General features: G+C 54.8%; 18 protein-coding genes, 1 pseudogene and 1 other annotated feature. Of the genes and pseudogenes, 5 read left to right on the forward strand and 14 right to left on the reverse strand.

What is annotated here, in order from left to right; translation table 11 throughout:
• Positions 1–66 precede the first annotated feature (66 nt).
• Both INT84_RS17940 and yaaA read left to right on the forward strand, forming a co-directional pair.
• Positions 67–1,497 (forward strand): sodium:alanine symporter family protein, encoded by a 1,431-nt coding sequence (locus tag INT84_RS17940; protein WP_194207888.1) that lies wholly within the window; start codon positions 67–69, stop codon positions 1,495–1,497.
• A gap of 78 nt (positions 1,498–1,575) precedes the next feature.
• Positions 1,576–2,349, forward strand: a complete 774-nt coding sequence (gene yaaA / locus INT84_RS17945; protein ID WP_194207889.1) for a peroxide stress protein YaaA — start codon at positions 1,576–1,578, stop codon at positions 2,347–2,349.
• A gap of 25 nt (positions 2,350–2,374) precedes the next feature.
• Here yaaA and INT84_RS17950 read toward each other — a convergent pair whose 3' ends face one another.
• From INT84_RS17950 to yjjY, 7 genes and pseudogenes are all read right to left on the reverse strand, one after another.
• Positions 2,375–2,674: a DUF2502 domain-containing protein gene (locus INT84_RS17950; RefSeq protein WP_194207890.1), complete on the reverse strand. Its 300-nt coding sequence runs from the start codon at positions 2,672–2,674 to the stop codon at positions 2,375–2,377.
• Between the two features lie 209 nt (positions 2,675–2,883).
• Positions 2,884–4,170 (reverse strand): threonine synthase, encoded by a 1,287-nt coding sequence (thrC, locus tag INT84_RS17955; protein ID WP_194207891.1) that lies wholly within the window; start codon positions 4,168–4,170, stop codon positions 2,884–2,886.
• A gap of 3 nt (positions 4,171–4,173) precedes the next feature.
• Positions 4,174–5,103, reverse strand: coding sequence for a homoserine kinase (thrB, locus tag INT84_RS17960; RefSeq protein ID WP_194207892.1), 930 nt, complete (start codon positions 5,101–5,103; stop codon positions 4,174–4,176).
• A 1-nt stretch (position 5,104) separates the two neighbouring features.
• Positions 5,105–7,567 (reverse strand): bifunctional aspartate kinase/homoserine dehydrogenase I, encoded by a 2,463-nt coding sequence (gene thrA / locus INT84_RS17965; protein ID WP_194207893.1) that lies wholly within the window; start codon positions 7,565–7,567, stop codon positions 5,105–5,107.
• Between the two features lie 25 nt (positions 7,568–7,592).
• Positions 7,593–7,713, reverse strand: a sequence feature (Thr leader region).
• The gene (thrL, locus tag INT84_RS17970; RefSeq protein ID WP_194208082.1) at positions 7,649–7,714 is read right to left on the reverse strand and encodes a thr operon leader peptide; all 66 of its coding nucleotides are present in this window, start codon (positions 7,712–7,714) and stop codon (positions 7,649–7,651) included. It overlaps the preceding feature by 65 nt.
• 211 nt (positions 7,715–7,925) lie before the next feature.
• Entirely contained in the window at positions 7,926–8,612 is a 687-nt protein-coding gene (locus INT84_RS17975) for a tRNA/rRNA methyltransferase (RefSeq protein WP_194207894.1), read from the reverse strand.
• Positions 8,613–9,012: 400 nt separating this feature from the next.
• Positions 9,013–9,150 (reverse strand): annotated as a pseudogene (yjjY, locus tag INT84_RS17980) (protein YjjY); the annotation flags it as partial.
• A gap of 99 nt (positions 9,151–9,249) precedes the next feature.
• Between yjjY and arcA the strand changes: the two are divergent.
• Positions 9,250–9,966 (forward strand): two-component system response regulator ArcA, encoded by a 717-nt coding sequence (arcA, locus tag INT84_RS17985; protein ID WP_176918392.1) that lies wholly within the window; start codon positions 9,250–9,252, stop codon positions 9,964–9,966.
• Positions 9,967–10,001: 35 nt separating this feature from the next.
• Here arcA and creD read toward each other — a convergent pair whose 3' ends face one another.
• The 4 genes from creD to creA are packed head-to-tail and all read right to left on the reverse strand — an operon-like array spanning position 10,002 to position 14,027.
• Positions 10,002–11,369 carry a cell envelope integrity protein CreD gene (gene creD, locus INT84_RS17990; protein ID WP_194207895.1) on the reverse strand — a complete coding sequence of 456 codons (1,368 nt, stop codon included), beginning with the start codon at positions 11,367–11,369 and terminating at the stop codon, positions 10,002–10,004.
• A gap of 57 nt (positions 11,370–11,426) precedes the next feature.
• Positions 11,427–12,851 (reverse strand): two-component system sensor histidine kinase CreC, encoded by a 1,425-nt coding sequence (gene creC, locus INT84_RS17995; RefSeq protein WP_194207896.1) that lies wholly within the window; start codon positions 12,849–12,851, stop codon positions 11,427–11,429.
• Entirely contained in the window at positions 12,851–13,540 is a 690-nt protein-coding gene (gene creB / locus INT84_RS18000) for a two-component system response regulator CreB (RefSeq protein WP_194207897.1), read from the reverse strand. The genes creC and creB overlap by 1 nt, the downstream gene beginning before the upstream one ends.
• Positions 13,541–13,553: 13 nt before the next feature.
• The gene (gene creA, locus INT84_RS18005; protein ID WP_194207898.1) at positions 13,554–14,027 is read right to left on the reverse strand and encodes a protein CreA; all 474 of its coding nucleotides are present in this window, start codon (positions 14,025–14,027) and stop codon (positions 13,554–13,556) included.
• Positions 14,028–14,236: 209 nt separating this feature from the next.
• Here creA and robA point away from each other — a divergent pair, with 209 nt between their 5' ends.
• The gene (robA, locus tag INT84_RS18010; protein WP_194207899.1) at positions 14,237–15,106 is read left to right on the forward strand and encodes an MDR efflux pump AcrAB transcriptional activator RobA; all 870 of its coding nucleotides are present in this window, start codon (positions 14,237–14,239) and stop codon (positions 15,104–15,106) included.
• Here robA and gpmB read toward each other — a convergent pair.
• On the reverse strand, positions 15,103–15,750 hold the full coding sequence (gpmB, locus tag INT84_RS18015) for a 2,3-diphosphoglycerate-dependent phosphoglycerate mutase GpmB (protein WP_194207900.1): 648 nt from the start codon (positions 15,748–15,750) through the stop codon (positions 15,103–15,105). The two genes, robA and gpmB, sit on opposite strands and share 4 nt — an antisense overlap.
• Positions 15,751–15,802: 52 nt before the next feature.
• Here gpmB and yjjX point away from each other — a divergent pair, with 52 nt between their 5' ends.
• Complete coding sequence (yjjX, locus tag INT84_RS18020) at positions 15,803–16,318, forward strand: inosine/xanthosine triphosphatase (RefSeq protein ID WP_194208083.1); 516 nt, start codon at positions 15,803–15,805, stop codon at positions 16,316–16,318.
• Positions 16,319–16,339: 21 nt separating this feature from the next.
• Here yjjX and trpR read toward each other — a convergent pair whose 3' ends face one another.
• The gene (gene trpR / locus INT84_RS18025; RefSeq protein WP_194207901.1) at positions 16,340–16,666 is read right to left on the reverse strand and encodes a trp operon repressor; all 327 of its coding nucleotides are present in this window, start codon (positions 16,664–16,666) and stop codon (positions 16,340–16,342) included.
• A gap of 91 nt (positions 16,667–16,757) precedes the next feature.
• Positions 16,758–18,695: a murein transglycosylase gene (gene sltY, locus INT84_RS18030; RefSeq protein WP_194207902.1), complete on the reverse strand. Its 1,938-nt coding sequence runs from the start codon at positions 18,693–18,695 to the stop codon at positions 16,758–16,760.
• Between the last annotated feature and the right edge of the window lie 74 nt (positions 18,696–18,769).

Here is an 18,769-nt window from a genome sequence, read left to right on the forward strand (position 1 = left end):
GTAATCATTTATCCCGTAAGTGGTAGCGCTTACATAAGCGCACCGGCATAAACAAGAGGACGTTTAATGCCTGATTTTCTTCAGTTTATGAGCGACGTCATGTGGGGATCGATAATGATCTACCTCCTTGCCGGGGCTGGCATCTGGTTTACCTGGCGCACGGGATTTATTCAGTTTCGCTATCTTCGTCACTACCGCAAAAGTCTGAAAAACAGCCTGACACCGCAGCCGGGCGGGTTAACCTCGTTTCAGGCGCTGTGCACCAGTCTGGCCGCGCGCGTCGGCAGCGGCAACTTCGCCGGTATTTCACTGGCTATTGCCGCAGGCGGACCCGGGGCTATCTTCTGGATGTGGATATCGGGGCTGACCGGTATGGCGATAAGCTTTGCTGAATGTTCGCTCTCCCAGCTTTATAAACAGCGCGATGCCACGGGACAGTTTCGCGGTGGACCGGCTTGGTATATGGATCGCGGGCTGGGGATGCGCTGGATGGGCATACTCTTCTCCCTGTTTTTACTGCTCTCGTATGGCCTGGTTTTTAATACGGTTCAGGCGCATTCCGTTGCCAGTGCGGTAAACTACGCTTTCTCTGTGCCGTCACTGGCAACGGGCGTGGGGCTTGCCGCGCTGGTCCTGTTGTCGGTGGTGCGCGGTATTCGCGGCGTTGCCCGTATGCTGCAATGGCTGGTACCGGTGATGGTTGTTATCTGGGTTATCGCCAGCCTTCTTGTTACCGCATGGCATATTACGGCGCTCCCCGGCACGCTCGCGGCTATTGTCAAAAGCGCCTTTGGCTGGCAGGAAGCGGCGGCTGGCGCGGCGGGTTATACCGTTAGCCAGGCACTCACCAGCGGTTTTCAGCGCGGGATGTTCTCCAATGAAGCTGGAATGGGCTCGACGCCTAATGTCGCGGCGGCCGCAGCCTCCTGGCCACCGCATCCTGCTGCCCAGGGCATTGTGCAGATGATCGGCGTGTTTATTGATACGTTTATTATCTCTACCTGTAGTGCGTTAATCGTGCTGTTAGCAGGCGCAAATACGCCGCATACCGCGATAGAAGGCATTCAAAGAATACAGCAGGCGATGGTGATGCTTATTGGCGATGCCGGTGCCGGACTGGTCGCCATCGTCGTCATGTTGTTCGCCTTTACGTCCATCGTGGGGAATTATCTCTACGCCGAGAACAACCTGTTTTTCCTGCGTCTTGATGCGCGCTGGGCGCGCTGGGTGTTACGTGCCACCACGTTAATGATGGTTGTGGCAGGCTCGTTTCTGAGCTTTCCGGTGGTATGGCAACTGGCGAATATTGTAATGGCGTTGATGGTCATCACCAATCTGACCGCCATCCTGCTCCTGTCGCCAGTGGTGCGGCTTATCGCCAGCGACTATCTGCGTCAGCGTAAATTAGGCGTGCGGCCGGTATTTGATCCGCAACGCTACCCGGATCTCCAGCGGCAATTAATGCCGGATACATGGGAAAATCCACCGAAGCAATAAGGCGACAATCGCAGCCATCGCCCACATCGCCTGCTTTTTTTGCTACAGTCGCAGGATAATTTGCCGCAAGGATTAACTATGCTGATTCTGATTTCACCTGCAAAAACGCTGGACTATCAAAGTCCGCTGGCGACGAAACGCTTTACCCTGCCTGAACTGCTGGACCATTCGCAGCAGTTGATTAAGGACGCGCGCAAGCTGACGGCACCGCAAATCGCCAGTCTGATGAGCATTAGCGATAAGCTGGCGAGCCTGAATGCCACTCGTTTCCACGACTGGCAGCCCGACTTCACGCCGGAAAACGCCCGCCAGGCGATTCTGGCGTTTAAGGGTGACGTCTACACCGGGCTTCAGGCCGAGACCTTTAGCGAGGCGGATTTTGATTTTGCCCAGCAGCATCTGCGGATGCTTTCTGGTCTCTACGGGGTGCTGCGTCCGCTGGATTTGATGCAGCCTTATCGTCTGGAGATGGGCATCCGCTTCGCCAATGCTCGCGGCAAAGATCTTTACCAGTTCTGGGGCGATATCATTACCGATAAGCTCAACGAGATGCTGGAAGCGCAGAACGATCGCGTGGTGATCAACCTCGCCTCAGAGGAATATTTTAAATCCGTGAAGGCGAAAAAGCTGAACGGTGAGGTGATTAAGCCGGTGTTCCTTGATGAGAAGAACGGCAAGTTCAAAGTCATTAGCTTCTACGCCAAGAAAGCCCGTGGCCTGATGAGCCGCTACATCATTGAAAACCGTCTGACGACGCCGGAGCAGCTTACCGCGTTTAACAGCGACGGCTATTTCTTTGATAAAGACGCATCCGGCAGTGGCGAGCTGGTGTTTAAACGTCATGAGCAGTAAGTAAAGCGCCCGAAGGCGCTTTACGTTAGCGATGATGATCATCCGGTCCCGGACGGTAATCGTCGCGGCGATCGTCATGATGATCGTTATGGCGCTGCTCTGCACGCGGACCATGCGGCTGCCAGCGATTTTCTCGCCAGTCGTAGTGTTTCTCCCACCAGCCATGATCCCGCCAGTGGCCGCCATCCCAATAGTTCCCGTGATCATCGCGGTCGCCGATTTGCAGGGTAACTGCCGGAATGAGGGTGATCTCTGCTGCCTGTACCGCGACGGGAGCCACCAGCAGCATCGAAAGCGCCAGAAGCGCGGGTTTCAGTGTAGACATGGGTTACTCCTTTTCATTCTTGCCCAATGTGGGCCGATGTCAGGAGAATACGTGAGGGGAACGGGGGTTGTTATTCTCTGCAATCCTAATCTCTAAGTTACCGCATTTATTGGGAATTTCTCCTTTTTGCCTGCTTTTTTCCTCCTTATTTTCTCCATAAAAAATGCCGGGTAGCCACAATGCTCACCCGGCATAATTAGCGCGAATAGTTACCCGCGCGCCATCATCAACTGGCGTAAAGCGGCAAAATCCGCCGGTAGATTATGCGACAACAACGGTAAATCCGCCCGCTCGGCCAGCTCTTTCGGTAGCGGCAGCGTATCGCCAAGGATTGCATCAACGCTCTCCTTAAATTTAGCCGGGTGCGCGGTGCCGAGGAATAAACCATATTCGCCCGGTTGCAGCTGATCGCGTAGCGCCCGATAGGCAATGGCCGCATGCGGCTCAGACACGTAGCCCAGCCCCTGAAGTTCACGCATCGTGGCTTTGGTGGTTTCATCATCCACCGCGGCGTAACCCAGCTCGTTAAGACGCCAGATTTTACGCCGGAAGATCTCCTCCACCCGCGGCCAGTTGTTTGGCTGGCTGACATCCATCGCATTAGAGAGCGTCGCCTGCGTCGCATTCGGCTCCCATTTCCCGGCGTGCAGGAAGCGCGGCACGGTGTCATTGGCGTTGGTGGCGGCAATAAAGCGCTTCACCGGCAGACCGAGCGATTTTGCCAGCAGGCCCGCGGTCAAATCGCCGAAGTTTCCGCTGGGAACGGAAATCACCAGCTGATTACGAGCTTCCTGCGGCAACTGCGCCACCGCTTCAAAGTAATAGCAGATCTGCGCCAGCAGGCGGCTGATATTAATCGAGTTGGCAGAGTTCAGCCCCAGCGCCGCTTTTAATTCTTCATCATCAAACGCCTGTTTGACCAGCGCCTGACAGGCGTCGAAATCGCCATCAATGGCGACGGTTTCGATATTACCACCAAGGGTGCAGAACAGTTTTTCCTGTAGCGGGCTGATTTTGCCGCGCGGATAGAGGATCACTACCCGGATATTTGGCAGGCCGTAAAACGCATGGGCGACGGCGGCCCCGGTATCGCCGGAGGTCGCGGTCAGGATGGTCACCGGCTTGTCACCGCTGATGTGCGTCAGCATCTGCGCCATAAAGCGCCCGCCGAAATCTTTAAACGCCAGGGTCGGGCCGTGGAATAACTCCAGGCAGCCGATCTCTTCGGTCACCGGCTTCACCGGAGCCGGGAAAGCAAATGCTGCCCTCACGCGCTCTTCAAGCACCGCAGGCGGGATCTCATCGCCAATAAACGCGCTGAGGATTTTAGTACTGCGGCTGACGAAATCCTGCTTCAGCATCTCATCAATATCGGTCAGGCTGAATTCGGGCAGATCATGCGGAAAGAACAGCCCCTGCTGCTTGCCCAGCCCCTGCGTAACGGCCTGCGCAAAGCTGACCTGCTCGTTGTGATCTTTGAGGTTATAGAGTTTCATTGGTTATCCCACTACTCGTGCGCCCGCCGTGTCCAGCCGGCAAATATGAACAAAGCCTTCCTGATTTTGCAGATAGTGCCTGCTGAGCCAGTCCGCCACGCGCTGCGCGGTATCGGTTTTATCGCACAGGGCGAACAGCGTTGGCCCTGAACCAGAGATACCGCAAGACAGCGCGCCGATTTCCGCGACAGCCTGCCGCGCTTCATTAAAGCCCGGCAGCAATTTTGCGCGATAGGGTTCGGCAATCACATCTTTCATCAGTTTCGCCGCCAGCAGCGGCTGACGTGAATAACAGGCGTGAATAAATCCCGCCAGATGGCGACCGTGCGCGATGCAATCCTGACGGCGATACTGCGCGGGCAGAATGGCACGCGCCTCCGCCGTGGAGACGACGATCCCCGGATAAGCCAGCACCCACAGCCATTCATCAAAGCCTGGCACCTGCTCGCTGATAATGCCGTTTTCTTCGATCATTAACTGCATGCCGCCGAGAAAACAGGGGGCGACGTTATCATAGTGAACGCTGCCGGAAATACGTCCCTCCAGCTCGCCCATTAATGCCAGCATCCGTGTGTCATTCAACGGCTTGCCGCAGTACTCATTCATGGCGACCAGCGCGGCTACCACCGAGCAGGCGCTGGAGCCAAGCCCGGAGCCAATCGGCATATTTTTTTCCAGCGTCATGGTCACCGGAACGGTTTTGCCAATCTCCTGACAAAAGCGTTCCCAGCACTGATAAACGATATTCTCACGCGGTTCAGCGGGGAGTTTACTGGCAAAACGGCCTCTATTTTCCACACTGAAACGATCCGCGGCTTCAACGGCAACGGTATCGCCCAGTAGCGAACCGTCAACGGGCGTTACCGCCGCCCCCAGTACGTCAAACCCGACGCTCATATTGGCGCTGGAAGCCGGGGCATAAACTTTAACCATGTTAAACTCCTAACTTCCATGAAAGGGTGCGCAGCAGATCGGCGAATACGCCCGCCGCGGTCACATCGTTGCCCGCACCATAACCGCGCAGCACCAGCGGCAGCGGTTGATAGTAATGGCTGTAAAAGGCCAGCGCGTTCTCGCCGTTTTTCACTTTATACAGCGGATCGTTACCGTCCACCTCGGCGATTTTCACCCGGCACACGCCGTCGTCTTCAATATTGCCAACATAGCGCAGAACCTTACCCTCATCACGCGCTTTTGCCACGCGGGCAGAAAAACCGTCATCAAGCTGCGGCAGGCGGACCATAAAGCTGTCGGTATCGCCGGTGGCGTCAAAACTCTCCGGCAGCACGGACTCAATCACGATATCGCTCAGTTCAAGGCTGCGCCCGGTTTCACGCGCGAGGATCAGCAGCTTACGCGCTACGTCCATACCAGAGAGATCGTCACGCGGATCGGGTTCGGTATAGCCCATTTCCCGCGCGACGCGGGTCGCTTCCGACAGGCTCATGCCCTCATCAAGCTTGCCGAAAATAAACGACAGGGAACCGGAAAGGATGCCGGAGAAACGCTGGAGTTCATCGCCCGCGTTGAGCAGATTTTGCAGATTTTCAATCACCGGCAGGCCCGCGCCGACGTTGGTATCGTAGAGGAATTTGCGTCGCGAATGTCCCGCCGCATGGCGCAGTTGATGGTAGTAATCCATTGATGAGGTGTTGGCTTTTTTATTCGGCGTCACCACATGGAAACCTTCACGCAGGAAATCGGCATACTGATCGGCGACCGCCTGGCTGGAGGTACAGTCGACAATCACCGGGTTCAGCAGGTGATACTCTTTTACCAGGCGGATCAAACGGCCAAGGTTGAAAGGCTCCTTCGCTTCCGCCAGTTCATTCTGCCAGTTTTCCAGATTCAGGCCGTGGACGTTGGTTAACAGCGCTTTCGAGTTCGCCACGCCGCAGACGCGCAGATCGATATGCTTACCCTTCAGCCAGGTCTGCTGACGTTTGATCTGCTCCAGCAGCGCGCCGCCGACGCCGCCGACGCCCACCAGGAAGACCTCAATCACCTGATCGGTATTAAACAGCATCTGATGGGTGACGCGCACGCCGGTCGTAGCGTCATCATTGCTGACCACCACGGAAATGGAACGCTCGGAAGAGCCCTGCGCAATGGCGACAATATTGATATTGGCCCGCGCCAGCGCGGCGAAGAATTTGGCGGAGATCCCGCGCAGGGTGCGCATGCCGTCGCCGACCACGGAGATAATCGCCAGCCGTTCCATAATAGCCAGCGGCTCCAGCAGCCCCTCTTTCAGCTCAAGATAAAACTCGTCACCCATCGCGCGCTGCGCACGGGCGCAGTCGGACTGCGGCACACAAAAGCTGATGCTGTACTCGGAAGAGGACTGGGTAATTAACACCACCGAAATCCCGGCACGCGACATCGTGGCAAACACACGCGCCGCCATGCCCACCATCCCTTTCATGCCAGGACCGGAGACGTTGAACATCGCCATATTATTAAGATTCGAAATCCCTTTGACCGCCAGACCGTCTTCATCACTGTTAGCGCCAATCAACGTACCGGGAGCCTGAGGATTGCCGGTGTTTTTAATCAAACAGGGGATCTGAAACTGGGCAATCGGCGCAATCGTGCGCGGATGCAGCACTTTCGCCCCAAAATAAGACAGCTCCATCGCCTCCTGATAAGACATGGATTTCAGCAGACGTGCGTCCGGAACCTGACGCGGGTCGCAGGTATACACGCCGTCAACGTCGGTCCAGATCTCACAGCAATCTGCGCGCAGGCAGGCCGCCAGCACCGCCGCCGAGTAGTCTGAACCATTACGTCCCAGCACCACCAGCTCGCCTTTCTCATTCCCGGCAGTAAAGCCTGCCATCAGGATCATATGGTCGGTCGGGATTTGACTGGCCGCGATACGACGGGTGGATTCAGCGATATCCACGGTGGATTCAAGGTAGTGTCCGACGGCCAGCAGTTTTTCAACCGGATCGATGACCGTTACGTTGTGGCCCCGGGCCTGTAACAGGCCAGCCATAATGGCAATAGAGAGTTTTTCGCCACGGCAAATCAGCGCAGCGTTGACGCTGTCCGGGCACTGGTTGAGCAGGCTGATGCCGTGCAGAACATGTTTGATCTGCGCGAACTCCTGCTCGACAACCGTTTTTAGCCGGGCGAGAGGAAACCCTGGCTGAGCATCGGCAAGGCCCTGAAGAAGTTCGGCGAAAATACGTTCGGCGTCGCTGATATTGGTGTGAGCGTCCTGGCCGCCAATGGTTTTTTCAATCATCGCCACCAGGTGGTTGGTGATTTTTGCCGGGGCAGAGAGGACGGTCGCAACCTGCCCCTGCCTGGCATTGCTCTCCAGAATATAGGCAACCCGCAGAAATCGTTCTGCATTTGCCACTGATGTACCGCCAAACTTCAACACTCGCATGGTAATGCCCCTTTGATTTTTACCCGAAAAAAAAGCCCGCACTGTTCAGGTGCGGGCTTTTTTCTGTTTTTCCTGTACGCGTCAGCCCGCACCGTTACCTGTGGTAATTGTGATGGTGGTAATGGTGATTGTGCTGATGCGGATCATGATGTTGTTTGCTCTGTAATAGTTATCTGTCTGTCCTGTATGCCTATATTGGTTAAAGTATCTGCCTGGCTAAGTCAATGAATTTTTAAATTCGTCACATTTTTAACCTGCTCGCCATCCGACCACCTTCAGCGCATTTTTTAATGTACCAATGGGGCTAATTGCCAACAAAGCAGATTATTAATCTGACGCAGAAACTAAGGACAGGTTTTTACTCTGCCAGTTTTTTTTCAATATCGTGGAGTAAACGATGCAGCATTGCCGTATCACGTTGCTGCAACAGACCGATACGCTGCTGTAGCCAGTCGGCCAGTTTTTCATCATTCGTCACCCCCAGTGACTCAAGCAGGGTGACAATGCGTGAGCGTAACGCCAGCAATTGATTTTCATCGCCAGGACTGGAGGTGATGGGACGTTGTTGTATTAGTGGCGCTAATTGATAGCAAAAGACCATCACTGCCTGGCCCAAATTAAGCGAAGGATAATCCGCGACCATCGGAACGCCGGTGAGAATATCGGCCAGCGCCAGCTCTTCATTGGTCAAACCGGAATCTTCCCGGCCAAAAACGAGGGCGGTATGGTTCAGCCACCCGGCCTTCTCTTCCAGCAGCGGGACCAGTTCTGGCGGCGTGGCGTAGTAATGAAATTTCGCCCGGCTTCGCGCGGTAGTGGCAACGGTAAAGTCCACATCGTGCAGCGCCGCCTCAAGCGTCGGGTACGTGGTCAGATTGTCCAGAATATCGGTAGAACCGTGCGCGACGCGGCGCGCGGCTGGCTGCAAATGCGCTTCGCTGTCAACAATCCGTAACTCGCTGAATCCCATAGTTTTCATCGCTCTGGCAGCCGCGCCGATATTTTCCGCCCTGGCGGGGGCGACCAGTACAATTGTGAATCGCATTTATGATCTCTTATTAATCAGTTTGCCGGTGAAAGGGGGCATGGCGGGCAGCTTATTTCGCATCGAGAATTTACAAATTTGCAACAACCGTCACTATCGCCCGCTTTCCCCATACTTAAAAGAAGCTAAACTGTTTTAAAGCCGTTAGTGAGTGTAGTATGTTAACAGAACATGCTTATCTACATGTTTAGTATTGATATTTATATTTTGTATGTTTCCACGTAATTAAATTCACCGTACTTATAAATTATCATGGGTAACTTGTTGAGTTGTTGATAGATTGTGATAGACGCTAGCATTTCGCTGCAAGAGTTTCTGCAAGATGTTAACGTGCTACAATTGAACTTGATATATGTCAACGAAGCGTAGTTTTATTGGGTGTCAGCTGTCTCCTGCTCTGTTATGTTGCTGTTAAAATGGTTAGGATAACAGCCGTTTTTGACACTGTCGGGTTCAGAGGGAAAGTACCCACGACCAAGCTAATGATGTTGTTGACGTTGATGGAAAGTGCATCAAGAACGCAATTACGTACTTTAGTCTTGTTATGCTGCGCATGTTAATTTTTGCCATGCATCAGCCAGGTCAGGGACTTTTGTACTTCCTGTTTCGATTTAGTTGGCAATTTAGGTAGCAAACCATGCAGATCCCGCACATTCTGATTGTTGAAGACGAGTTGGTAACACGCAACACGTTGAAGAGTATTTTTGAAGCGGAAGGTTATGATGTTTTCGAAGCCACCGATGGCGCAGAAATGCATCAGATCCTCTCCGAGTACGACATCAACCTGGTGATTATGGACATCAATCTTCCGGGCAAAAATGGTCTGCTGCTGGCGCGTGAATTGCGCGAGCAGGCAAACGTTGCCCTGATGTTCCTTACCGGCCGTGATAACGAAGTCGATAAAATCCTCGGCCTCGAAATTGGTGCCGATGATTACATCACTAAACCGTTCAATCCGCGCGAACTGACGATCCGTGCTCGCAACCTCCTGTCGCGTACCATGAACCTGGGTACCGTTAGCGAAGAGCGTCGCAGCGTTGAGAGCTATAAGTTCAACGGATGGGAGCTGGATATTAACAGCCGCTCTCTGGTGAGTCCTAACGGTGATCAGTACAAGCTGCCGCGCAGTGAGTTCCGCGCTATGCTGCACTTCTGCGAAAATCCGGGCAAAATTCAGTCACGTGCCGAGTTGCTGAAAAAAATGACCGGACGCGAGCTGAAGCCGCATGACCGTACCGTTGACGTTACTATCCGTCGTATTCGTAAACACTTCGAATCCACCCCGGATACCCCGGAAATCATCGCCACCATCCATGGTGAAGGCTATCGTTTCTGCGGTGACTTGCAGGAATAATTTGATTAAAAAAAGCGGCGCAATGCGCCGCTTTTTTATTTCCACAATCGTAATTGATCGTCGGTTATTTCTGGCTGCATTGTTTTTTTCCTGCGCCCATAAACGCTGTGCCAGTCGACATTTTTAGTCAGCAACATAATGGCGCTCAGCGCAATAAACAACACCCCGCTTCCCAGCAACAAGGCATTCTCCTCGGAACGCAACAGTTGCCACATCACGCCATCCAGCGCCAGCAGCGCGCCAGTAAACAGCAGGCTGTTCCGCCATCCTTTCAGCACGGCGTGCAGGTAAAACGCGTTCAGCATCGCCCCGGCAAGGCTGGCGCAAATCCAGGCCGCCGTAAAGCCAATATGCTCGGAGAGGGCGAGTAAAATCAGATAGAACATCACCAGTGACAGCCCTACCAGCAAGTATTGCACCGGATGCATCCGTAACGTCGTCAGGGTTTCGAAGACAAAGAAAGCCATAAACGTCAGGCCAATCAGCAGGATGGCGTACTTGGTTGCCCGGTCAGTGAGCTGATACTGGTCTGAGGGCGTGGCAATATTGACGCTAAAGGCGGGCAACGATTTCCAGCTATCGTCAGCATCACGTAAAAATCGGCTGTCGAGGTTATTGGCAAACCACGAGCTTTGCCACTGCGCCTGAAAACCGCTGGGGGTAATTTCACGTTTTGCCGGCAGATAATCGCCGGTGAAGCCGGGATGCGGCCAGTTGCCGATAAGCGACATTTCGCTATTACGCCCCACCGGCACCAGCGCCAGCGGCCCCGTCCCGCTGAGGTTTAGCGACAACTCCACGCTAAGACGCTTTTCATCGATCACCCGTGAAGGCAGCGGAATATGGATCCCCTGTTCCTCAATCAACATGCCGGGTCCAGGCTCAGCGTTAAAGATTTCACCGTTCACGGTTGCCGGATCAACCCGGCCGATCCCTCGCGCATCGCCCACACTCAGCACGATGAAAGGCTCACCGGCAATGGTACCGGCATTCATAATATCCTTCAGCCGGGCCGGATCGAACTCGGCCTTTAGCGACAGATCGCCGTGCCAGACGTTGCCGTCATATATGCCAATTTGCCGTGACTCAACGTCCTGATTGCCTTTCACCATGAGCGACTCGGGAAGCCAGTAATGCAGGGCAATCCGCTTTTCCTGCACCTGCTCGCGAGTGCCATCATCACGCGGGCGCAGGACGGTATAGAGTTCCGTGACCGGGATGGCAATCAGCGGCCCCACCACCTTTTGGGGACCGCTGGTGCTTTGCCGTAGCGTAGCCTCAACGTCATCGCGGTAATTGGCGCGTTCGGTGATGACGTTATGCAGCAGCATAAGCGGGACTAACAGCAGCAGCATGCACCCCATCAGGGTAACAATTTTGATAAAAACCGGTGACTTCAGCATAGCGTTCTCCTCTGTAATGCCCGGAGAGTAAAACGGCTATGTGTGCAGAGGTTGAAGCTATGTGAAGCGACGGTGAAGCGTCAGCGTGGCTTCTGCGCCTGTCGGCGAGATATTTACCAACTGGATACTACCGCGATGCAGTCGGGCGACTTCACGCACGAAAGCCAGTCCCAGCCCGCTGCTCTTATGGCCGTTTTCACGCGGCAGGGAATAAAAGCGCTCGAAGAGACGGTCGATGGCATAGTCAGGAATACCGCTGCCGCTATCGGTCACGCGGAGGCACACCTGTTCTTCCTGCGCGCGTGCCGTCAGCCAAATCCTGCCGCCGGAGGGGGTAAAATCAATGGCGTTATCCAGCAGATTTCCCAGCGCTTCGTCCAGCAGCTCCGCCTCTCCTTCCACCTGGAGGTCGCTCTCATCGCACTGAAGCGCAATGCCTTTACGCTCAAGCTGAATGCTGCGCGATTCACGCAGGCGGACGAACAGTGCATTCACCGAAACGGCAGCCAGCGGGATTTCAAGCCGGCTTTCGACTTTCGCCTGGAGCAGCAGTTTTTCGACCAGCGCCTGCATCCGCGCATTCTGCGTCAGAATATTGTCGGTAAAACGCGCAGCCACCTGGGGAGGAGGCGCTTCCTGTAAGATCTCCGCCGCGCCACGAATGGCGGCCAGCGGGCTTTTTAATTCATGCGTCAGCGCATGAACGTAGTGCTCGATATAGTTTTTCCCCTCAAGCTTCACGCGCATGCTTTCCAGAGCGTTGGCCAGCTTACGCAGTTCGCTGCTGCCGACATCCGGTAGCGGCACGGGCTGTTCAAGGGTCACGGAATCGGCATAGCGAACCAGCTTGCCGATGGAGCGGTTGATCCACCAGACCATCACGCCGCCAATCATCAGCGCAATGCCAAGCAGTGCGCCACCAGCCCACAGGATGCGACGCTCGCTGCGCTTAATCACCGGGGCCATGGTGTTATTCGCTTTACCGACGCTAAGGACGCCAATAATTTTCCCGTCGTGGATAATGGGAGCAGCAACGTACATCACCGTGCTGTCGACATCGTCAGGATCGATTTGTGTGCTGCGTGCGCCGTATTTCCCCCGCAGGGTCAGCCATACGTCATTCCAGCGGGAATAGTCCTCCCCCACCGCCCGACCGGCAGAGTCGAATACCACTTTCCCCTGCGCGTCAGTCATGTAGAGGAGGTATTCGTTGCGCCTTTTTTTAATGCCGCTAATGCTCGCGTTAATAGGTTGATAACGCAAATCGGCGAACGCTTTAGCCAGACGGCCATTTTGCGTATTGCCGGAGAGCAGATCGTCTTTCGCTAGTTCAGCCATCAGCGTGGCGGTATCAATCAGCGTTCCCTCCATCTCCCGCCGCACGCCGGGTTTTACTTCCTGCACGAAAATGGAAAACACAAACCAGCCTGCGACGGCGACAATCAGAAAGTAGCCGAGCAGCAAACGCATCCCCATGCGCATTACTGGATCCCCAGGCTGTAGCCGAGACCGCGATGGGTATTGATAGGTGAGAGATCGGGATTAATGGCGCGCAGCTTGCCGCGCAGGGTTTTGATATGGGTATCGACGGTGCGATCAAAACTCTCCTGCGCATCAACCCATACCTTATCCATCAGCTGCTGGCGGGAAAAAACCTGGCCTGGCGATTTCAGCAGCGTTTTCAGCAGCAAATATTCATAGCGGGTGAGTGGTAACGTCTGTCCGCACCAGCGGATCTGCGCGCCCGTTTCGTTCAGCTCAAACAAACCGATACGTTGAAGGGGCGGCGGCTCACTGCTTTTTTGCAGACGGCGCAGCACAACGCGTACCCGCGCGCAGACTTCACGCGGGGAGAACGGCTTCGCGATATAATCGTCCGCCCCCATTTCCAGCCCCAGCAGCTTATCCACCTCGTCGTTGCGGGCGGTCAGGAACAGGAGCGGCAGCGCCGGATAATGGGCCTGAAGCTGTCGGCACAGTTCGAAACCGCTGATATCCGGCAACCCGATATCAAGGATCGCCAGATCCGGCACCTGATGCTGCGCCGCCTCAAGTACCGGTAGCCCGCGTTCGAAGGCTCTGACAGCAAATCCTTCCTGTTGCAGCGTATAAATAAGCGTTTCCGCAATGCTGACTTCATCCTCAACTAACCAGATTAATGGCTGCTGCATACGGGGTCCCTGTTTACTCTCTCCACGGCATGATCGGCACCGCACTCAGTGCGTTTTTCGGCGAGCCTTCAACGACTTTGTCCGAATAGGCCAGGTAAGCCAGCGTGTTACGTTTTGCATCGTAGAATCGTACCACCTGGAGTTTCTTGAATACCAGCGAGGTCCGTTTCTGGAATACGACATTAGCCTGCGTTTTGCCGGATTTGATTTTATCGCTCAGCTCAATCGGCCCGACCTGCTGACAGGAAATCGCCGCGTCGGAAGTATCTTCCGCCAGACCCAGGCCGCCTTTGATACCGCCGGTTTTAGCGCGGCTGATATAACAGGTCACGTTTTTGATATCCGGATCGTCAAACGCTTCTACGACGATCTTGTGGTCGGGGCCAAACATTTTGAAGACGGTATCGACGGAACCCACCTCTTCAGCATGGGCAAGCTGGGCCGTTGTGGCTAACAACAGGGAAAGAATCAAGCGCTTATATTTCATATTGTTACTTTTTCCAAAGATTTAACTGCGTGATTATTCAACTTTACTAAAGAAACTGTTTATAGATCACAGCATTAGAAAGATCATCTTTTTTAGCTACCTACAATCGCACTTATTCGCAAAAAAAACACTGAATGCTAAAACATCAAAAAATGCTATCATCCGCTACCTTAGTATCAGGCAACTGCTTTTATGGATGAGGACATTGTATGGATCAGGCTGGGATCATTCGCGATCTACTTACCTGGCTGGAAGGTCATCTTGACCAACCCCTGGCACTCGATAATGTGGCGGCAAAAGCGGGTTATTCCAAGTGGCATCTGCAAAGGATGTTTAAAGATGTGACCGGCCATGCCATCGGTGCCTATATTCGTGCGCGTCGTTTATCCAAATCCGCTGTTGCCCTGCGCCTGACCGCGCGTCCGATCCTTGATATTGCCCTTCAGTACCGCTTTGATTCGCAGCAGACGTTTACTCGCGCGTTTAAAAAGCAGTTTAATCTGACGCCCGCGCTTTATCGCCGCTCGCCGGACTGGAGTTCGTTCGGTATGCGTCCACCGCTGCGCCTGTCTGAATTTAGCATGCCTCAGTATGAATTTGTGACGCTACAGCAAACGGAGCTGGTCGGGGTAACCCAGAGTTATACCTGCAAACTGGAAGAGATTTCCGATTTCCGTAATCAGATGCGCATTCAGTTCTGGCGGGAATTTCTGGGGAATTCGCCCTCCCTGCCACGCGTACTGTACGGCTTGCATGAGCCGCGTCCCAGTCTGGAAAAAGACGATGAGCAGGAGGTATTCTACACCACGGCGTTAACCACTGACATGGTCAACGGCCACCTGCAAAACGGACAAGCGGTGAAGCTGGAAGGTGGCGAATACATTCAGTTTACGTACGAAGGGCCAGGGACTGGTTTGCAGGAATTTATCCTCACCGTCTACGGCACCTGTATGCCGATGCTCAATCTGACCCGCCGTAAAGGCCAGGATATTGAGCGCTTCTTCCCCGAGGATGAAGCGCGGAATCAGGAGCCGCCGATTCAGATTCGTTGCGAATACCTGATTCCAATCCGTCGTTAACGCTGCAATTCGTCCAGCGCAGGGGCGTCAAGATGCGAGACATCCCCTGCCGTCTCAACAACCCACCCCGACGCCAGCCACGGGCTTTGCTGGTAATCAATCCGCGAGATCGAGCAGTTCCGCAGACGCAGGCGACGTTCTGCCCAGGCTGGCAGACCAAGAATGGTGCTGACCAGACAGCCAAGCGCCATGCCGTGACTGACCACCAGCGGACGACTGCCTTCCGGTAATTCCAGACACGCTGCCAGCGCCGCGTGCATACGGTCGCTCAGTTCCTGCATAGACTCACCGTCCGGAATACGCCCGTCTGACGTGCCGTTGACCAACTGACGACGCCACGCTTCTTCATCACTGGTCAGGGAATCAATATGTCGCTCTTCCAGCACGCCCATATCCAGCTCGCGCAGGCGCGGATCCAGCGTAACCTTACAGCCACAGGCATCGGCGATGATCGCTGCGGTCTGGCGGGTACGTCCTAGATCACTGGAAATGATGTGGGTGATGCCCAGCGCTTTCGCCCGTTCCCCCACCTGATGCGCTTGCCGTTCGCCCTTTTCAGTGAGCGGACTGTCAGACTGGCCCTGAATACGTCGCTCGGCGTTCCACTGCGTCTCACCGTGGCGAACAAGGTATACCTGTAACATGTTGTTTATCCGTTATACTGCGATGATATTTTATTGAGAGTTAATGATGATTATGCACAATGTTGTCGTCGCTACCACTAATCCCGCCAAAATTCAGGCAATTCTCCAGGCATTTAACGAGATCTTCGGCGAAAGCGCGTGTCAAATCGACGCCGTTTCCGTCGCCAGCGGCGTTCCTGAGCAGCCGTTCGGCAGCGAAGAAACCCGCACCGGGGCAAGAAATCGGGTGAAGAATGCCCGGCAATTGCGCCCGGACGCCGATTTTTGGGTCGCCATTGAAGCCGGAATCGACGATGGCAGCACCTTTAGCTGGGTGGTGATTGAGAGTGGGCAACAGCGCGGTGAAGCCCGCTCTGCCACCCTGCCACTGCCATCGGCGATCCTCGAAAAAGTCAACGCGGGTGAGGCACTGGGTCCGGTGATGTCACAGTATACCGGCATTGATGAAATCGGACGAAAAGAGGGCGCGATTGGGATTTTTACCGCCGGAAAGCTCACCCGCAGCAGCGTGTATCATCAGGCGGTGATCCTGGCGCTGAGCCCGTTTCATAATGCGGTCTATCGGTAACGCTTTGCCAGGTGTCAACCCTCAGTCATTCCTGAGCAGAACGGTCTCCAGCCACTGACGTAATTCTACCGGCGCGGATTTCAGGCTATTCGATCCGCGCGTAATGGTAGCTATCCCCGCGCCTAACTCGTTTTTAAGCTCACGCTGGCTCATTTCACCGCGCAGCAACTCTTCAATAATACGTACCCGCGTACCCAGCGCTTCGCGCTCGTCGGGCGTCAGCATCAGTTGCAGAAGCGGGATATGTAAATTTTCCCCACAGGATTGTTGAAGCAGCTCCACAAAACGAAGCCACTCCTGATTACGCTGCTCGGCCAGAGCCGGGGAGTAAGGTGATTGCTGGGTCATGTCACACCGCCTTGTTATAACAGGAGATACCGGGGTATCTCCTGCCTGATGTACTCTTAAACGAGTACAAGCATAACATAACTCGCCGGGATCAGTAACGATGATCCCATTCCGCGTCGTTAAGGATGACCGGCTTCTGACCCATAAAGTAACGGTAGTAAGCATCATAGGCGAGCACGTTCTTCACGTAGCCGCGCGTTTCAGAGAATGGAATACTTTCCACGAACGCGACCGCATCAATGCGCCCGGCGCTGTTGCCCAGCCAGGTGCGCACGCGCCCCGGACCGGCGTTATAGGCCGCTGAAGCAAAAATACGGTTATTGCCAAACTGCTGATAGACATACTGAAGATAGCTGGTACCAATCGTAATATTGGTTTCCGGATCCAGTAGCTGCCCCTGATTGCTATAACCGGCAATAGAGAACATTTTCGCCGTATGGGCGGCGGTCGCGGGCATAATCTGCATCAGGCCAGACGCACCGACCGGTGAGCGAACTTTTGGATTCCAGGCACTCTCCTGGCGGGCAATCGCCATCGCATAGCTTTGCGGGATGTCCTTATCGCTGGTATAGCGGGCGAAGAGATCGTTCCACGCCAGCGGGAAACGTTCTTCCAGCTGATCCCACAGTTTACCGGCGATGGTCGCCTGCACGCTCAGATCCCACCACTGGCGGTCAAAAGCGTAACGTGCCAGCTGGGCCTGCTCCGTTTTCGTCCGGCTGCTGACCAGATTCGCCCATTCGCTGCGGGCGGTATTATCCAGTCCCCAGTACATCAGCTCGCGCACCCTGGCCATTTCTGCGCCCTGAACCAGAGCAGGATCGGCATTGCCCGGCGCTTTATCAATTTTAAGCTGGTAATCTTCGCCGAGACGGCGGGCAGCAACCATAGGATAGAACCCACGCTCCTTCATTAGCGTATGTAGGATCTCTTTTGCTTCCGCATCCCGTCCGCGCTCCAGCAACAAATCGGCCTGCCAGTAGCGCCATTCATCTTTCTCTTTGGCTTCCATCGGCAAGCGCGCCAGCCAGGTATTGAGGCCCTTACGATCGCCGGAGCCCAGCGCCATCCGCACGCGGCGCTCCAGTAACGAGACCGACTGCGAGCGCATAATGGCATCATCGCGCCAGCGCGCCTGCTCGTCGGTGACATCATTGCCCATCAGCCGCCAGGCGACGATATCGCGCAACTCCTGGGTTTGCTCCTCATTTAACTCCTGCGCCTGAACCAGCGAAGGGATCATCAGCCGCGCGTTTTCCGCATCCTGACGCGCGACACTGGCGAACGCGACGGCCGCCATCTGACGAGTGAAATCGGTCGCACCGGTCATGCGGGCGAACGTCAGCACGCTGTCCGGCGCATTCGCCAGCGACATCACGGCGGTAGAAATGGTCTGGTAATCAGGCGGCATTTGCGCGGCCAGCGTATTCACCAGCCCGGTATTGCCGGCTTTCATCGCCAGGCGAATACGCTCCAGATACGCGCGCGGATCCTGCGTTCCCGATGCGCGCCAGGCGCCAAATAGCTTATCGCAGGCATTAGGCTGGCTTTTCCCGGTTAGCCACAGATCTTTCGCCCCGTCCCAGGCTTCCTGCGCCTGTCCGGTACTCCACTTCGCAAAGTAATAGTTACATTGTGCCTCGGTAGAGCCAGGCTTATCCGGGCTAAAGGCCAGCAAGCCGCGCCAGTCTTCACGACGCACCAGTTCATTCACAAAGCGGGATTTCAGCGCACGGGCCGACGGCAGGGTTGGATTAGCCTGCACAAACTGACTGACCGCAATCGCCGTCTGATTTTGCAGATTGTCGGTGATTTGACGGTATTCGAGATAAGGATAAAGGGGATAGCTTTGCAACGTCGGCATCAGTTGATCGACCGTCTCCATCTGACGGTTGTCCCACGCCTGTTTCACCTGGGCATAGCGGTTGCGCTGTTCATCCAGTGAATCAGCATGGGCCTGGTAGCTAACGCTCATCAGACAAGCGCTAACGGCCAGAAGACGCCAGGCCACATCGTTGGCTCTCTTCACAAGCTCTTCCTCTTTATTTAATGGATTACTCAGGCAGCATCGTGCCGCGTAAACTGTTTATGCTAATCAGACAT

Source organism: Superficieibacter sp. 1612_C1, from assembly GCF_015234305.1.
Lineage (GTDB): Bacteria > Pseudomonadota > Gammaproteobacteria > Enterobacterales > Enterobacteriaceae > Superficieibacter.

Coding starts and splice junctions, on each gene's coding strand:
- INT84_RS17940 (WP_194207888.1), top strand. CDS start 67: ATGCCTGATTTTCTTCAGTTTATGAGCGACGTCATGTGGGGATCGATA.
- yaaA (WP_194207889.1), top strand. CDS start 1,576: ATGCTGATTCTGATTTCACCTGCAAAAACGCTGGACTATCAAAGTCCG.
- INT84_RS17950 (WP_194207890.1), bottom strand. CDS start 2,674: ATGTCTACACTGAAACCCGCGCTTCTGGCGCTTTCGATGCTGCTGGTG.
- thrC (WP_194207891.1), bottom strand. CDS start 4,170: ATGAAACTCTATAACCTCAAAGATCACAACGAGCAGGTCAGCTTTGCG.
- thrB (WP_194207892.1), bottom strand. CDS start 5,103: ATGGTTAAAGTTTATGCCCCGGCTTCCAGCGCCAATATGAGCGTCGGG.
- thrA (WP_194207893.1), bottom strand. CDS start 7,567: ATGCGAGTGTTGAAGTTTGGCGGTACATCAGTGGCAAATGCAGAACGA.
- INT84_RS17975 (WP_194207894.1), bottom strand. CDS start 8,612: ATGCGATTCACAATTGTACTGGTCGCCCCCGCCAGGGCGGAAAATATC.
- arcA (WP_176918392.1), top strand. CDS start 9,250: ATGCAGATCCCGCACATTCTGATTGTTGAAGACGAGTTGGTAACACGC.
- creD (WP_194207895.1), bottom strand. CDS start 11,369: ATGCTGAAGTCACCGGTTTTTATCAAAATTGTTACCCTGATGGGGTGC.
- creC (WP_194207896.1), bottom strand. CDS start 12,851: ATGCGCATGGGGATGCGTTTGCTGCTCGGCTACTTTCTGATTGTCGCC.
- creB (WP_194207897.1), bottom strand. CDS start 13,540: ATGCAGCAGCCATTAATCTGGTTAGTTGAGGATGAAGTCAGCATTGCG.
- creA (WP_194207898.1), bottom strand. CDS start 14,027: ATGAAATATAAGCGCTTGATTCTTTCCCTGTTGTTAGCCACAACGGCC.
- robA (WP_194207899.1), top strand. CDS start 14,237: ATGGATCAGGCTGGGATCATTCGCGATCTACTTACCTGGCTGGAAGGT.
- gpmB (WP_194207900.1), bottom strand. CDS start 15,750: ATGTTACAGGTATACCTTGTTCGCCACGGTGAGACGCAGTGGAACGCC.
- yjjX (WP_194208083.1), top strand. CDS start 15,803: ATGCACAATGTTGTCGTCGCTACCACTAATCCCGCCAAAATTCAGGCA.
- trpR (WP_194207901.1), bottom strand. CDS start 16,666: ATGACCCAGCAATCACCTTACTCCCCGGCTCTGGCCGAGCAGCGTAAT.